Here is a 17,455-nt window from a genome sequence, read left to right on the forward strand (position 1 = left end):
GAGCGGATCCGCCAGCCCCTGCCCCGTATACACCGCAACAACCGTCCTCATATAAACTCCTCCTCTTTCCGATACATGAACAAACGATTAAACTAAGCCAGCTCATTACCTCGCTTTGCCATGCTCCCTCGCAAATTACCTAGTTACTCCATCATATTTTGCTTTTCTTAGCTAATTCGAGTTATCTTGATCACTGTTTCTCAAGCTAACCACTTTCCTAGCTATCCTGCACTTTCACAGGAACTTTGCCCTTTTCTGCTCGTACGCTGGCGCTATCCTGCACATTCGCACTAGAATCGTCCGTTTTGCGCCCTTTAACTCCAAAACTAGCTTCTAGGTTGTACGGAGTGCAGGATAGCACTCCCTCACAGCTCCAAATGAGCTCCTATCCTGCTCCTGTACAATATAGCCGCTACTTGCCTCGAAGTAATCAGCCTTTCTCACTAGAACGAGATGAATTTCCCCATGATAGATAGTTAGTTGGCTTTACTTAGTTACTCCGAGCTATCCTGCACTTTTGCAGAAACTTTGCCCTTTTCTGCTCGTACGCTGGCGCTATCCTGCACATTCGCACTAGAATCGTCCGTTTTGCGCCCTTTAACTCCAAAACTAGCTTCTAGGTTGTACGGAGTGCAGGATAGCACTCCCTCACAGCTCCAAATGAGCTCCTATCCTGCTCCTGTACAACATAGCCACTACTTGCCTCGAAGTAATCAGCCTTTCTCACTAGAACGAGATGAATTTCCCCATGATAGATAGTTAGTTGGCTTTACTTAGTTACTCCGAGCTATCCTGCACTTTTGCAGAAACTTTGCCCTTTTCTGCTCGTACGCTGGCGCTATCCTGCACATTCGCACTAGAATCGTCCGTTTTGCGCCCTTTAACTCCAAAACTAGCTTCTAGGTTGTACGGAGTGCAGGATAGCACTCCCTCACAGCTCCAAATGAGCTCCTATCCTGCTCCTGTACAACATAGCCACACGCAGCCTGCTCCAAGTAATCAGCCTTTCTCACTAGAGCGAAAGGAATTTCCCCATGATAGATAGATAGTTAGTTGGCTTTACCTAGCTACTCCGAGCTATACTGATCCGATCAACGTTTCTTACACTAGCCAGCCCCCGAGCTATCCTGCACTTTCACAGGAACTTTGCCCGTTTCTGCTCGTACGCTGGAGCTATCCTGCACATTCGCACTAGAATCATCCGTTTTGCGCCCACGCTCTCTAAAACAAGCTTCTATGTTGTACAGAGTGCAGGATAGTACTCCCTCACTGCTCCAAATGAGCTCCTATCCTGCTACTGTACAACATAGCCGCTACCTGCCTCCAAGTAATCAACCTTTCTCACTAAAACGAGATGAATTCCCCATGTTAGTTGGCCTTACCTAGCTACTCCGAGCTATCCTGCACTTTCACAGGAACTTTGCCCTTTTCTGCTCGTACGCTGGAACTATCCTGCACATTCGCACTAGAATCGACCGTTTTGCGCCTTTTCGCTCTAAAACTAGCTTCTAGGTTGTACAGAGTGCAGGATAGCACTCCCTCACTGCTCCAAATGAGCTCCTATCCCTGCTCCTGTACAACATAGCCACTACCTGCCTCCAAGTAATCAGCCTTTCTCACTAGAACAAGATGAATTCCCCTCATAATAGTTAGTTGACTTTACTTTACTTAGCTACTCCGAGCTATCCTGCACTTTCACAGGAACTTTGCCCTTTTCTGCGCGTACGCTGGAGCTATCCTGCACATTCGCACTAGAATCATCCGTTTTGCGCCTACGCTCTCTAAAACTAGCTTCTAGGTTGTACGAAGTGCAGGATAGCACTCCCTCACTGCTCCAAATGAGCTCCTATCCTGCGTCTGTACAACATAGCCACTACCTGCCTCCAAGTAATCAGCCTTTCTCACTAGAACGAGATAAATTCCCCCCATAATAGTTAGTTGGCTTTACCTAGCGACTTCGAGCGAATCTGATCAACGTAATTAACCGCTAACCCAGACTCTCTCTACCACACTAGCTCCTTCTCCAAACGCCGATATTCGCCCTCGCGAAGCGGCGCTTGCGCGTAGACCTTGCGGCCGCTGTAGAACGGATGGCTTGTGCCCTGCGGCGAGATGCCAATTACGTCGTCGCCCTGCCACTCCGTTTCGAATTGCTGACCGATCGCCGTCTCGATCGTTTTGCGCTTCGATAGCGGGAATTCGATCGTGATCGTCTCGCCAGCCGCCGCTGCGCCCAGCAGCAGGAAGCACTCGTTCACCCAGCGGCTCGGCTCGCTGCCTTTGCCCATCGCAATTGTCTCGCCGCCAAGCTCGCGCTTGAAACTCACCTTCGCATAACCCGCCCATTCCGGAATTCGCACCTGCAGCCGCGGAATATCCTTGTGAATATGGAGCACCAGCTTGCCCTCATGCGGCAGGTAGCTGTCTACATCCAGCCAAGTTGAGCCGCGGTTGAGCAGGAAGTTCACGCTCACCGTACCTTTCTTCTCTGTCACCGTATTGCTCCAGCCCATATACAAGCCGCGCGTGCCTGAGCCCAAGCAGCAAATTTGCAAATCATTCGTGTGGCCGCGGCCGTGATTCACGTTGCAGCAGAAATCGTTCGGCGCGGAATATCCCGCGAACGCACCGCGCGTCCGCTGCGCAATATTCTCGTACGTAATGCGCCCCGGCACGTCCATCGAGCGGTCATCCGTCTCCTTCACCCAGTCCATCTCCAGCAATTGCGATTCCGCGAGATGGTTGCGGATGTAGCGTTCGACGACGCCCCAATATTTCGTGTAGCCGCTTTGCGCGAGCGTAATGCCCGTGGCAATCAGATCGACGAGTGAGCAGGTTTCATGCTCGTACGCCTGCTCCTTCATATCACCTGGCGTCCAGCCGAACGCCGTGCACTGCGTCACCGCCCAGGCATAGCTTTTCTCTACGAACGCAATAAGCGCGGCATCGCCCGTAAATACGCCAAAGCGCGCCAGCGCGTCGAGCGTGCCAAGACGCGTATGGAAATGCCCGCTGCGATAGGCCAGCGCGTCGTTAAAGCTGCCGTCCGGGTTGAACACGCCGCTGCGCTGCACAATCAAGGCGGTGAAAAACTGGCAAAGCTCAAACGCATCCGCGTTGCCTGTCAGCTCATGGTACTTCAGCAGCGGCATAACGAGCCTGCCGCAGAAGGCTGCCGGGTCCGGAGCGAGCCGGAGCAATATCGCATTGGAGGAAGGCCAGCCGCCTTCCTTATATTCCGAAGCCGGATAATACCAAACGTCCCGCTCCTTGATCGCCACGCGCTTTAGCGCCGCCACGTGCTTATCCGCCGCTTCCTTCACAGCCGGATCGCCTGTCGACTGAAACCATGTCGTCAGCGACAAAATAACGGCGCGCTGGTCGATAAAATTAGCATTAGCCTCCCAGTTATGATGCGGATTTGTCTGCCGATAGCTCAGCCCATCCTCCTTAAAGAACGAGAGTAGGTTCGATCTATACTTGGCTTCAATGTCTGAGCCAAACGTCTCCCCCGACATATGCCGCGCCAAAATCATGCCGTCGACCATCCGTCCGTGCGAGGAGCCGTAATCCCAGTCGCCATGCGTTAGGTTCGCAGGCTCTGTCATCAAGTTAGCCGCAAAAAACGGAATATCGTTATAATCGCGGTCCGCCATGCCAACGATTGCGTTCATTGCATGCCCCGCGCGATCCTCCAGCGTCAGCGTGTCGGGTAATAATCTTTTGGTCATCGCTAATCTCTCCTTTGCTCGCTTTCTAAAATCATAACGCCGTTAGCCGCAAGCTCAATCTTGCCGCTGACGTCCTTCCCGCTTAATAAATCAGTCTGCATTGCATCCCCAAGCTCAATCGTTCTTGGTTCTTCGTTATGATTTAGTACAAATAAAAAACGTTTGCCTTCTTTCTGCCTGCTGCTGACCTCTACAAGATCAGGAGCCTTGAGCAGCGGCTGGATGCCTATTCGCTCACACAACCTGCCCATCAGCTTCTGGAGAAAAATAGGCTCGGGACTCGACGCTACATACCAGGCTTCTCCAGTGCCATAGCTGTTTTTGGTCAGCGCCGGCATGCCCTTGTAGAAATCAGAGCCATATTCAGCCAGTACCTCAGCCCCCTCTGAATGAACAAGATCGCATAATATGCGACAATCGTAGACGCTGCCCTGCTCAAGGCTGCCTAGCGAAGCACTCATCTTCAGCTGATTCGTTTTGGAAGTCAGAAGCGCGTCGCTTTCCTCCACCCAAATGCCAAGCAGCTTGCGCAGCTCCCCAGGATAGCCTCCCGGAGTAACGCGGTCATTCTCATTCACGATCCCGCTGAAAAAAGTAGTTACGAAAGTGCCCCCGCTTTGCACGTAATCATCCAGCTTGGATGCATACCCCTCTTTGACCATATATAGAACAGGCGCGACAACCAGATCGTACCCGCTTAATTCCGAATCCGTACTGATCAGGTCAACCTGAATATTTTGACTGAAAAAGGCATCGTAATAATGCTGTACCTCATTTAAATATTTCAAATCAACGGTCAAACCGCTTGAATATTCAATAGCCCACCAGTTCTCCCAATCAAACAAAATCGCAACCTTCGCTTCTGTCCGTGCCCCTACCAACGTATCCCCGAGACGGTCAAGCTCCGCGCCAAGCTCCGCGCACTCCCGAAACACCCGCGTATGCTCATGCCCGGCATGGTCAATCATCGCACCGTGAAACTTCTCAAACGCGCCTAAAGACCTGCGCAGTTGAAAATACATAATGCTGTCAGCGCCGCGCGCAATCGCTTGATAACTCCACAGCCTGTTCACGCCTGGCCTCTTCAGCGCATTTTGCGGCTTCCAGTTCAATTGGCTTGGGCAGGATTCCATCAACAGGTAAGGATCACCGTCCTTCAAGCCTCTCATGAGATCATGCCGCATGGACGTATAGCTGACCGGCATATCGCTCGTAGGGTACGCATCCAGCCCGATGACATCCAGTTCCTTCGCCCATTTAAAATAATCAAGCGGTTTATACGTCCCATTGCTTTGAAAATTCGTTGTCACGACCGCATCCGGAATAATGGCCTTAATCGCATCCCTTTCCAGCTTGTAACAATCGAGAATTTGATCCGAAGTGAATCTGGCGTAATCGAGCGAAATGCCCTGAAAGCAGGTCGTCTCCACGCCGTTAATCTGAAAATGCTCGCTTTGCGCGCTTGGCGCGACAATCTCCTTCCAGTCGTAGAAGGTATGCCCCCAAAAGCGTGTGTACCAAGCTTCGTTCAGCTTATCCAGCGTGCCGTACTTCTGCTGCAGCCAGTCCCGAAAGGCTTGCTCGCAATTTTCGCAATAGCAGCGTAAGCCATATTCATTATTCACATGCCACAGCAAAATGGCTGGATGATCCTTGTAGCGCTCCGCCAGCTGCTGAGCCATTCGCTTAGCATATTTGCGATAGGTGGGGCTGCTTGGACAGGAATTATGCCGCCGTCCGAATTTCCGCTTTCTCCCGTCCGACTCGACAAGCAGCACATCCGGATATTTGGTCGCCATCCAAGCAGGATGAGCGGCGGTGCTCGTGCCCATGCAGACTTGAACGCCGGAAGCATGCAGCAGATCTAGCGTTTCGTCCAGCCATTCAAAGCTATACGTATTTTCATCCGGCTGATTAAGCGCCCAAGAGAACACATTTACCGTTGCTATATTCACGCCCGCAAGCTGAAATAACCGCATATCCTCCTGCCAAACCTCGCGCGGCCATTGCTCTGGGTTGTAATCGCCGCCATAAAGAATCTTGGCTGCTTTTCCGTTAAACATTCGTTATCTCTCCTCGCTCCGTTTTGATCAGGTCCACTCTCTCTTGCCTGACTTCTTTAGAAGCCAGGCGGCAGCTTGCTCATTTCCATCGGAGAGCTTTCATCCCTAACAAACGGCTTTAACCGATAAGTAAAGGATTGCTCGCCTGCTTCCACCAAATATTGCGGCAGCGTAGGCGCATAACCGCAGCTGTGGTTGCCGATTCCGCTTTGCCTTGCATCGAGGCTGACAATCGTTTCCTTGCGCCTAGCGAGCTTATGCACATGCGTGGCTGAGGCTAAATCCTCCGCCTTGTAATGATGCACCCCAGCTTGCATAACCTGCTCGCCCGCCATCATCAGCCCGATGCCTGACGGATGGGAGACGGCAGCCCAGCGCACATCAGCCTTGCTCCCATTTTCTTGGGGCTTGATATAAGGAACAAACTGTTCCTGCACGGTGCCGCCATAAATGCCCAGCTTGCCGCTTTCTTTACGGTCTGCATAACATTCATGTGGCCCAAGCCCATACCAGTCAAAATGATCAAAGCCCTCGGGCATTTCAAGCTGAATGCCGAATCGAGGCAGCGGGGGCAGCTCTGCGCGGAAAGGCGAGCTCGCTGCTACCATCACGTCCAAATGCAGCCCGGTCCGCGCGCGCTCGGGTACGCTTTTACGCTCCAAGGGATATAAACGGGTGGTTACCGTCAGTTCCCCGCTTTCATATACCGTATAGACCGATTCCGAATGAAAACACATGCCAAGGCCATCTGCGCCATGCGCAAACGCCGCTTGGATGCGCAAAGCGCCATCTGCCGTCTGATCCATCGAAACCGATCTCGTCACCTGCCGCAGCTGGTCGTAGCCGGCAGCCAGCCATTCCTTCTTTAGGTGCACATCGTTATCCAAAGGCGCCCGCCATAGGTTAAGCCGCGGACCGCTGGATATCAGGGGCATTCCTTCGTATAACCACCGGCTGATCGTTCCGCTTCGCTTGCAGAAGCCCAGCTCAAACCTTTGCCCCGTTACCGTAATGTCCCGTTCTGTCTCGGTTACTGCAATGTCCTGTTCAGTCTCACCTACAACAAGCTTTGCCCAGCGGCCATTCGCCACGGCTTGCTCTTCAAGCTGCTTGACCGGCATAGAAGCCAGCATCAAATCGGCCCATGCGACCTCATATCCGCTGCGCGCCCAAAGCATATCCTCGCGAAGCGTTAAGCTAATATGAATCCAGTATTCACCCTCCTGCTCAAGCAGGCTAGTCGTATAGGGAATCCTCAACTTCCCTTGCGTGCGGGCAGGAATTGCAGGCAAGTCCAACTCGCCCAGCTCCAGCTCCTCCCCCTCCCTTCGCAGCGACCAAATGGCCCGTAAATGGCTCATATCCGCAAAATCATATCGATTGGTCAGTTTAATTGTGCCTGCAGCTTGATTTTCCCACTCCGCCGCTACGGGCTCGATCACCTTCTTCAGCTCCAAAATCGAGGCCTTCAAGCCACGGTCCGGAAACAGTAAGCCGTCAAGGCAGAAAGTCCCGGCGTTCGGATAATCGCCGAAGTCTCCGCCGTAGGCGTAAGCTTCGTCACCCGTTTCCAGCTGCCGTACGATCCCGTGATCTGCCCACTCCCAGATGTGTCCACCGAGCAACCGGGGATAACGGTAGATCGCATCCCAATACTCCTTCAAGTTGCCAACCGAATTGCCCATGGCGTGTGCATATTCGCACATCAGGTAGGGCCTTTGCTCCGTCGTATTCAACCCTTCCTTAATGACCGTATCGACGGACGGATACATCGCGCTTACGATATCGACCAGTTCCGCGTCATAGGCCCGTTCATAATGGATCGGCCTGGTTGGCTCATGGCGCCGAACCCAAGCGGCCAGCGTATCCTGGTTGCAGCCAAACCCCGATTCATTGCCAAGCGACCATATGATTATCGACGGATAGTTTTTATCCCGCTCCACCATTCGAACAAGGCGGTCCAGATAGGCCCTCTCCCACGTTGGGTCTTGAGATAAATGCCCTTCATTACCGATGAAATGAAAGCCATGCGTCTCAATATCCGCTTCATCCATCACATAAAGCCCGTATTGGTCACATAAATCAAGCCAGCGCGTATCATTCGGATAATGCGAAGCGCGAACCGAGTTAATGTTATGCTGCTTCATCAGTACGATATCCCGAAGCATCATCTCCTCCGTAACGACAAAACCTAGCCTTGGATCGAATTCATTCCGGTTAACGCCCTTCAAAATAACCGGTTGCCCATTCACGAGCAGCTGGCCTTGCTTGATTTCTACGGAACGAAAGCCAACCTTTAGACGCACGGTTTCCTCTGCTTGCCCGGGCCCGCCATGCAGCGTCAGCAGCAGCGTGTATAAGCTAGGCGTCTCTGCACTCCATTGGAGCGGCGCTGCAACAGGCAGCTTCAGAACCGTTGTCTCCTCCTCACCGGCTGCCAGCCGAAAGCCTCCCATTTCCGGTTCGTCCAGCACGGTACGACCCTCGGGATCAAGCAGCGTTACATGAAGGAGGCGCGTCAAGTCCGCATCCATGGATCGGTTGCAGACCGATACCTTTACGTCCAGTTCTGCATCCGTGTAAGCAGCATCCAGCTTCGTCGTTACGGCAACATCACGGAGATGAAGGTCAGGCCTTGCGAGCAAATGGACATTGCGGAAAATGCCGCTCAACCGCCATTTGTCCTGATCCTCCAAATAACTTCCGTCCGACCACTGATACACGCGTACGGCCAGCCTATTCTCGCCTGGCTGCACAAGCGCCGTAATGTCGAATTCAGACGGCATATGGCTTCCTTGGCTGTAGCCGGCCAACTCGCCATTAATCCATACATGAAAAGCAGAATCTACACCCTCAAACGTCAAATAAATTCGCCGCTTAGCCCAAATGTCCGGTACCGTAAAAGCTTTCAAATAACAGCCTGTCGGATTCCGATCCGGTACCAGCGGCGGCTCCATCGGGAACGGGTACTTGCTGCTGCTGTAAAGCGGACGGCCATAACCATGCATTTGCCAATTGCCCGGCACCGGAATTTGCTCCCAGTTCTCGCAATCGAATCCACTCTCATGGAATCCTTCCGGAGCTTCTTCTGGAGATTCAGCGTAATAAAAAGGCCAGCGGCCATTCAGCTGCATCGCATAAGGGCTGTCATTGCCCTCCCCCTGCATGGCCGCATCTCGATCCGAATAAGGGATAAAATGAGCGTGCGGCCGCTCCAGGTTCCGGCTTAGCACGTCAAGGTTTTCCCAATCTCGAAGCTTTTTGTTTGTCATGTTGCAGCTCCTTTAGCCGTTGATTGAATAAGTCCAGCCCTCTGATTCTGCGTTTGTTTCTACAAGCGAAAGCCCCAATCAGGCTGCCATCTGGTTAGCTCAGAGAATAAAGCTCGTATACTTTACCGGGTACGGTAGGAAAGCTCAGAACTTCCGGTTCCCGGCCCTCTGGGAGAGGATCGCTTGGGCAAGCGGTCCCTGCCAGCCTCATCGGCATGGGCGTCCGAACCCGGCAAGCCTCACCGCTTCGGGACAGAATCGAGACCCGCTGCAGCTCCCCTTCCTTCCATTCCATCGCCACCTCAAACCCGCCTCTTGCACGCAAGCCTCTGATATAGCCGCTCGACCATTCATCAGGAAGGGCCGGCAGCAAATGCAGCTCATTCAAATGGCTTTGCAGCAGCATCTCCGCAATGCCTGCGGTACCGCCGAAATTGGCTTCTATCGTAAGCGGATAAAAAGTCAGCTTCGGATGGCGATGCGCGTTGAACAGATTAGAATAAGGATTTTTCAGCAGTTTAATCAAATAGCTGTGCGCCATCTGAGCGTCCTCCAGCCGCGCATATTGATTCACCATCCAGGCATAGCACCAGCCGATCGCGTCCTCGCCTTCATGCGCATGACGGCGGCGCAGCGTTGCAAGGCAAGCCTCGGCCAGCGCAGGCGTCGTTCTCGGGCTGATTTCTTGTCCAGGGTGAAGAGGGTACAAATGAGCGGTATGCCGGTGGCCCGGCTCTGCCTCCTCGAAATCCTCGGACCATTCCTGCAGCTGGCCATGCTTGCCAATGCGCAGTGGCAGCAGCTTCGCTCTTGCTTGCCTCAGTTCAAGACCGAATGCTTCGTCTTCCTCCAGAATGCCAATGGCCTCTATGCAATTCGTAAATAATTCCCGAATCAGCGCCACATCCATCGTTGAGCTGGTGCTTACGGCGCTTCTCTGGCCATCCGGAGCAATAAAGGTGTTCTCCGGTGAGGTCGAAGGATTCGTGACCAAGCGCCCCTCTTGATCTTCAACGAGCCAATCTAGACAAAACAATGCCGCTTCCTTCATGATCGGATAAGCCCGCTCGGCCAGAAAAGCCTTGTTCTTGCTGAATTGGTAATGCTCCCAAGGATGCTGTGCGAGCCAAGGTCCCGCCATTGGCCAAAAAGCCCAGCTGGCCGGACCTTTCGATGGCCCCCCGGAAGGTGCGGCGACTCTCCACAAATCGACGCCATGATGAGCTGTCCAGCCGTGGCAGCCGTAATCCTCCATCGCCATTTTCGCCCCGGTAATTCTTAAATCGTCAAGCATATCGAACAAAGGCAAATGACATTCTGACAGATTGCAAGCCTCGGCATGCCAATAGTTCATCTGCACATTGATATTTGTCGTATAATTGCACTGCCAAGGAGGCCGCGTCATCTCATTCCAAATTCCCTGCAGCGTCGCCGGCTGCGTGCCTGGACGGGAACTCGCGATAAGCAGGTAACGGCCATATTGGAAAAACAACGCTGCCAGCGAGTGGTCCTCCTGCCCTTCCCGCAGCTTCAAAATCCGCTCATCCGTCGGCAGGTCTGAACGGCCTCCATCGCCGAGTGAAAGATCCATTCGGCTAAATAACCGGCTATGATCGGCGACATGCCTGCTCCTCAGCTCCTCGTACGAGTAGCCTTCCGCCTCCTGCAGCTGAATCCTGCATGCGTGCAGCGGATCTTTCCCCTCCGCGTCCGGATGCGGGTCCTTATCAAAGCCGTTGAAGCTGGTTGCCGCACTCAGCAGCAAGGTTACCGCGCTCGCTCCATTTATGAGCATGCGCCCGCCCGTTACCTCCAGATGTCCCTCTTCAATGGACGCTTTCAGCTGAATTCCAAACGTCAAGCCCTTGTTTTCCTCATATTGCACAGGCTCAGCCACACGATAAGCATAGGGCTCGGTGTAGCTTGGCGCCTGACCGCTAAGTGCAATCACATCGGCTCCGGCTTTGTACACCGCATGATTGAGCGGGCTGCTCAGCGACAGCTGGCAATTCAATTTGCCCGGCTTGTCGGCTGTAAGCCGGATTACCATGACTTGATCGGCAGCCGATACGAAGGACTCCCTCTTAAAGCTCACACCGCTTAAGCTGAACTCCGTCGCTGCGACTGCCGTTGTCAAATCCAGCTCGCGCCGGTAACGGATAGGCTCGTCGCCGCGGCGGTAATCTGCAAAGCTATCCCCGCCTGCAAAGGCGATATGCAGGTCGCCCATGGCCTGATAGCAGTCATTCCATGGACCAAGCATATTCTCCTCAATCATTTGCTGCGCCATCGCGTAGTTGCCCTCGGCAACCAGAGCCCGAACCTTCTCCAAGTAAGGCTTCGCTTCATAGGCCGATGAGTCACGAGGATATCCGGACCACAAGGTATCCTCATTGAGCTGGATGTGCTCGTGCCTGGCCCCGCCGAACACCATACCTCCGAGCCGGCCGTTTCCAATCGGCAGCGCCTCGACCCAATCCTCTGCCGGGCGCTCGTACCAAAGCTTCCATTCATTCGAATCCATCTGGCTCTCCTCCAAGCGCTTGTTTTAAATCATCTTTATAAGTCCTTCATGCCGTACGGTCCACGTACCGTCCTGTGGAAATCCAGGAGCTGCAAGGTCTGGCCCACCGTCCCAGCCTGCGGCCATCATCGCAACCGTCGTAAGCAAACCGCCGTTTCCAGGCAAATAAGTTGGCAGCGGCGGCCGCTGGTAATTATGGCCGTTCGGCAGGAAGGTATTCGTCTTTTTGTCCATCAGCAGCAAATCCAAAGCTAGCTTCCCTTCGCCAAGCCGCGCTGCCGTCATCGCCGCCATTGGGTAATCCCAGCCCCAAGTGGCGTCCCAGTCCCACTGCTGCACGACCTCTTCAAGCGTGCGGCGCATCGTCCCTTCCTCCACCATACAACCGGGAAGCAGCCCGAGCGGAGCAAGCATCGTCGGATGATCCTTGAGTCCCGCTTTCTCTGTAAACGTATTGCTGGCTGTCTCCGCCGCGACATATAACCCTTCAACAACAGGCAGTGGGGATAGATGGGCGATAACATGGTCCCACAGCTCTACTCGTGGTTGTCCGAGCTTCTCCTTCCAAGCATTCGCTGTGGATAGTCCGAAGCTCCAATAAGATAGCTCGAACGTCGGATTCATCGTGGTTGCATGATCGTAAATTTCCTGTGCGGGAGCGATTGGCGCGCCCAGCACATACCGTTGATTAGGCTCATCCCATTCGGCATAAGAGGCCATAAAGGCCGCCGTCTCGAAGACGATTTCAGCGTAAAGTTCCAACGTTTCAATGCTGCCTGTTATCCGGTGAATCAGCTCTGCATAATAGATGGGATGCGGCTGCTGCCAGACCAGAAACGGCTCGATATAACAAGGAGCATTTACGCCATCCGGCGGAACGCATTTTGGCCAGCGTGCGCCCTCATACCCTTGAAAGGCTGCCGTTTCCTGTGCTTTTCCCAAAATGCTGCGATACCAAGCCAAGCTGTTTTCCAGCAAGTCATGGCGGTTCCAGTAGGCAAAATGCACGGCATGCCACCAATGCATCTCCAAATGGAATTTGCCTGCCCAGCTGTTATGCGTAAGCCCGGATTCCTGGGGAGGGAGCGAGCCGGATGATTGAATGGCGGTCAAATATTGGGATAAAATGATTCTCCGCTCCAGCTCCGCTGCCCGCTCATCGCTGCTTTCAATAAGTTCAACGGCGGCTCCCCTGCTCCAGAAGCCTTCCCAGTACAGAGCGCTGGCGTTCAGCGTTTCCTGAAAATTCACAGCCCCGGCTTTGGAGATTGTCGGTACGGAAAGAAAGCTCAGATCAAAAGAATCGCTCATTGGCTCTGGAATGAACAAGAAGCGATGCGCGTCTTCCCCGTTCCGAACTAGCTTGCCATCTGACCACAAAATTTGTGCGGCAACACTAGTTTGATCCATCTCCCGGACTAAACAGGCGCTCGTGCTGCTTCCTGCCGTTATGTCGGTTCGATGCCCTTCCGAATTGCCCCAGTTCACGCCAGTCCGGCTCCACTCTCCATAGGGAAAGTGGAAAGCCACTTGCAGCTGGCCTGTGCGGATCAGCTCGGATTCCACATGGATCGCAATCATGTCCTTGTCGGGATGGCAGCAGGTTTGAACCGTAGTCTGCTTCCCTGCAAGCTCAAACCGGCTTGTAATCACTCCGCTCCACAAATCCAACACTTGTTCGGTACGATTCAAATGCTCCTTTTGTGCGGGCTCACCGTCCCCTAGCTTCAGGATAAACTGAATTCTTCCGAGATGAAGGCGATGCGGGTTTAATTTGAGGAACTTGTATTCCTCCGTCATTTCTCCGGATGGCATGTAAGGAAAGCCCACGCTTCTTCCATTGAAGGTCTCGTAATAGGTCAATTTAAAATCTTCCATCCGATACCCTTCCGGATTGGGGTCCGTGTGCCAAGCCCAGTTCGAGTAGTGCCCGAGGGGCACCCCATCCTCCTCATACTCCTCAGGGTAGGTTTGCAGTCCCGTCGCATCCACAGTAAACGCGTATTCGCCGTTCCCAACGGAGAGACAGCTATATCTGTCAAATCCGCGAATCACCGGATTATGCCGGCTAACCAAAGCTTTGCGGTCAATCATCTGTTCATTTCCTCCCTGCGGTTCGTGTCCATTTATAAAGACGGCCGGCTCCCGATTCGAGATCGGAAACCGGCCGCCGTTCGCTTCCGTTTATTTCATTAGCTCAAGATTGGCTTTCCACACCTTCGTATATTCTTCAAGCACCTTGTCATAGCCAAGCTTATTTACGCCTGCTTGCAGCTTCTCGAATGTGGATTCAAATTCTTGGTCTGATTTGGCGAAAATCAGCTTAGCATTGTATTCAAACCACATTTGCTTGATCTGCTCTTGCACGATGCCGGTATCCGATTTCGGATCGATGACCATGTTGTTGAATTGGTCGGTGTTCACCTTGGCATACTTGCCGAAAAACTCGCTGGCTTCGTTGCCCCAGTTGGCAGTTTCTGGATTTTGCGCGTTTTTGTGATGGCCAATGACATAGAACATCCAAGAGCCTTCCGGATTAAAAATGCCAAGCTTCAGATTGGCTTTCTCTTCAGCTGAGATCGTCTTCGCTCTTTCGTTATCGATCGGCGCGCCGTTCTCATCGACTTCGTCGTACAGCACCCCCGGAGGGCCGAAGGAGTTTAGGCGCTGGCCTTCTGCACCGGCGAACCAATCAAAAAATTGAAAGATTCGCTCAGGTTCTTTTGCTGTAGACGTAATAACGTTCACATTCCATCCCAATGTACCGAAGGTATGGGGGTTAACTGTATTGACATCTACTTCAGGCGCAGCCAGAAACGGAATATAATCATAGCCCGCATCCGGGTCAGAAGCTTTCAAGATGTTATTGGCGGTAATGCCTTGGCCTGTAATATTGGAGAAGCCTGTCATTGCAAGCCTGCCTGAGTTCAGCTTCTCTACGACCTGTTCCTGCTTCTGCGTAAACATATCCTGTGTGATAAGTCCTTCACGGTAAAGCTTATTCATCCATACGAAAGCTTCCTTGTAAGCTGGATCGTTAAAGATCGAATCCATCGTTGAGGTAGCTGTATTCGGGAATCTCGGAATATCTCCAATGTTCCAGATCGTGCGGTTGTCTCCATAGCCTGTATAGAAAAGCTTAAACAGCATGTTGACGCCGTTCATCGTAATGCCGGTTTCGAGTGGAACGACATCCGGATATTTCGATTTCACTTGCTTCAAATAAGCATATAAATCCTCAAAAGTAACAAGCGCCGGTTCGCCAAGCTCTTTATAGATTTTCCGGTTTACGGTCCAGCCGGTATTTGAATATTTGTAAGGGTTTTTCTCGCTGTCGAACCAGTTCGGAATAACATAAATGTGTCCATCCTCGTGCTTCAGCATATTGAAGGTGCTGTCGTCGATCAGATCCCGCAATATCGGGTATTTTTCGTAATACTCGTCAAGCGGAACAAGCAGCTTGTTCTTCACCATCGTGTTGTATTCCGGTGACCCCCGGTCCATCATGATCGCATCTGGCAGCTCATTGGCAGCCATCATCGTGCCGAATTTCTGTTTGGCATTTCCGTTAGAACCGATCTCAATTAAATTCAGCTTCATCGTTTCCTTCATCCATTTGCTCGATACATCGTCCCCGTAGCCGATCGGCGTAGAGAAGTCATAGTTGGAATAAATGCTGAATTCTAGCGGCTGCTCGCCAAACGGCACAATGTCGCCTGACCCGGTCTCTTCCTGCTGCGTGTTATTGCTAGGTTTTGATGAAGGCGTTTCGGTTGTCTTTCCATTATTATTGCTGCTGCAAGCTGCCAATACGACCGTAAAAGCCAATACCATCATGACGAATGCCGAAAACCTTTTTTTCTGTTTCATAGTGAGTCCCCTTTCAAGAATGTAATCTATCATTTAAGGGCTTGATGAGCCCGCAAATGCGAAGCTACTCCTTCATTGAACCGATTAATACGCCTTTGACAAAAAACTTCTGAACGAATGGGTACACCATAATAATCGGCAAGCTGACGACAATGAGCGCAGTCATTTGCAATGATTTTGGCGTAATCGAACGTGACACCACGTCGCCAGCGCCTCCTGGCACATTCCCAAGCTGCGAAATCATTTCTTGAGCCGAATTCGAATTGATCATATTGACCAAATAGTTCTGAACGGGCAGCAAGGCGGCATCGTTAATGTAAATACCGGAGTGGAACCATTCATTCCAGAAGAAAACCGCTTGGAACAGCGACAAGGTGGCGATGACGGGCCCCGATAAAGGCACGATAATCCGAAAGAACAAGCCGTAATTCGTGCAGCCGTCTATTTTAGCCGATTCTTCCAGACCCTCCGGTATGCCTTTGAAAAAGGTGCGAAACACGATCATATTCCATACCGAAATCATCCATGGCACGAACAGTACCCATATATTGTTGAAGAGACCAAGCTCGCGAAACCATAAATACGTGGGAATCAGGCCGCCTTGGAAATACATTGTAAAAATCGCCAGCAGCATATACCATTTATGGCCGATAACCCCTTTCTTCGACAGTCCGTAGGCAAACAAAGCTGTTAGGAAAATAGCTGACGCTGTTCCGGCAACCGTCCGAATGACAGATACAAAGGTCGCTTTAAAAAAACGGTTGTCGTTGAGAATAACCTCATAATTATCAAAGGTTAATTGCCTTGGCCAGAACGTTAGGCCTCCCAAAGAAGTATTCGTCCCTTCGTTCAATGAAATGACGAAAGCATTCCAGAAGGGGTATAGCGAGACGAAGGAGAGAAGCGCGAGCGCTCCGTAAATAACCGTGTTCATGATGCGGTCAGATCCGCTAGTTTTCATATGTTCTGCCGCCTCCAATCCTATCCGCATGAGCTACCACAATGAGGACCCCCCTACTTTTCTTGCCAGCTTGTTAGCGCCCCAAAGCAGCATGATATTGATCACCGCTTTGAAGAGTCCAACGGCAATGGCGTAGGAGTAACGCTGCTGATTCAACCCTATCGTATATACGTACGTATCGATTACCTGCGAAACATTTCGCAAAATCGCGTTATTCCCATTGTTGGTCATCGCGAGAATATCCTCAAAGCCCGCGCTCAGCAAATTTCCGATATTGAGAATGAGGAAGATCGTGATGACGGGAGCAATCGTAGGCAAGGTGACCGAAAATATTTTCCTTATTCTGCCGGCGCCGTCAATCGAAGCGGCCTCATACAAATGCGGATTTACGCCAACAATCGCCGCTAGGTAAATAATGGAACTGAATCCTATTTCCTTCCACAACCCCGATGTAATTAAAATACCATAGAAGTATTCGGGAAAGGACAGCCAGTTGACGCCTTGGTCGATGATGCCTAGCTTCTGAAGCAGCAGATTCAAGCTTCCGCTGTCCACGGACAAGATCGAGAACACTAGCCCCGATACAATGATCCACGAAATGAAATGCGGCAAATACGTAAGCGTTTGAACGATTCGTTTAAACGCCATATGCTTTACTTCGTTCAGCATCAAGGCAAGCACAATCGGTGCCGGGAAAATAATAAAGAGCTTTAGCATAGCAATTACAATTGTATTTCTAATGACCATGACTAAATCCGGCGATTCAAAAAACAGGCGAAACTGTTTGCCCCCTACCCACGGGCTTTTCCACACGCCTTCAAAAATGTCGTATTCCTTGAATGCCAATATAATCCCCCACATCGGGACATAGCTGAAAACAAGGATAAATAAGATGCCCGGCCAGATCATCGACTGGACTTCCCATTGCGCCGCAAACCGATGGAGTGCTGATTCTGTTTGCTTCCCCTTCACCGCGCCTGCCTGCTTCATGCTGCTCACAACCTTTGCTTTAAAGTTTCTATACTAACCATACA

At 51.9% G+C, this 17,455-nt stretch carries 8 protein-coding genes; all 8 read right to left on the minus strand.

The annotated features are described in order from the left end of the window. Nucleotides 1-2,003: 2,003 nt before the first annotated feature. Nucleotides 2,004-3,731, minus strand: a complete 1,728-nt coding sequence (locus FJQ58_RS05900) for a hypothetical protein (protein ID WP_139991505.1) — start codon at nt 3,729-3,731, stop codon at nt 2,004-2,006. A 2-nt stretch (nt 3,732-3,733) separates the two neighbouring features. After that, complete coding sequence (locus FJQ58_RS05905) at nt 3,734-5,794, minus strand: beta-galactosidase (RefSeq protein ID WP_139991506.1); 2,061 nt, start codon at nt 5,792-5,794, stop codon at nt 3,734-3,736. A gap of 56 nt (nt 5,795-5,850) precedes the next feature. Further along, nucleotides 5,851-9,066, minus strand: a complete 3,216-nt coding sequence (locus FJQ58_RS05910) for a glycoside hydrolase family 2 TIM barrel-domain containing protein (RefSeq protein ID WP_139991507.1) — start codon at nt 9,064-9,066, stop codon at nt 5,851-5,853. A 94-nt stretch (nt 9,067-9,160) separates the two neighbouring features. Next, nucleotides 9,161-11,590, minus strand: a complete 2,430-nt coding sequence (locus tag FJQ58_RS05915) for a glycoside hydrolase family 95 protein (protein WP_139991508.1) — start codon at nt 11,588-11,590, stop codon at nt 9,161-9,163. Nucleotides 11,591-11,614: 24 nt separating this feature from the next. Beyond that, nucleotides 11,615-13,684 carry a glycoside hydrolase family 65 protein gene (locus FJQ58_RS05920; RefSeq protein ID WP_139991509.1) on the minus strand — a complete coding sequence of 690 codons (2,070 nt, stop codon included), beginning with the start codon at nt 13,682-13,684 and terminating at the stop codon, nt 11,615-11,617. Between the two features lie 90 nt (nt 13,685-13,774). Further along, complete coding sequence (locus FJQ58_RS05925) at nt 13,775-15,460, minus strand: extracellular solute-binding protein (RefSeq protein ID WP_162341339.1); 1,686 nt, start codon at nt 15,458-15,460, stop codon at nt 13,775-13,777. 64 nt (nt 15,461-15,524) lie between these two features. Next, on the minus strand, nt 15,525-16,421 hold the full coding sequence (locus FJQ58_RS05930) for a carbohydrate ABC transporter permease (RefSeq protein WP_139991511.1): 897 nt from the start codon (nt 16,419-16,421) through the stop codon (nt 15,525-15,527). Between the two features lie 33 nt (nt 16,422-16,454). Beyond that, nucleotides 16,455-17,411, minus strand: coding sequence for an ABC transporter permease (locus FJQ58_RS05935; RefSeq protein WP_139991512.1), 957 nt, complete (start codon nt 17,409-17,411; stop codon nt 16,455-16,457). Between the last annotated feature and the right edge of the window lie 44 nt (nt 17,412-17,455).

The sequence above is a fragment of the Paenibacillus paridis genome, from assembly GCF_006345825.1.
Lineage (GTDB): Bacteria > Bacillota > Bacilli > Paenibacillales > Paenibacillaceae > Pristimantibacillus > Pristimantibacillus paridis.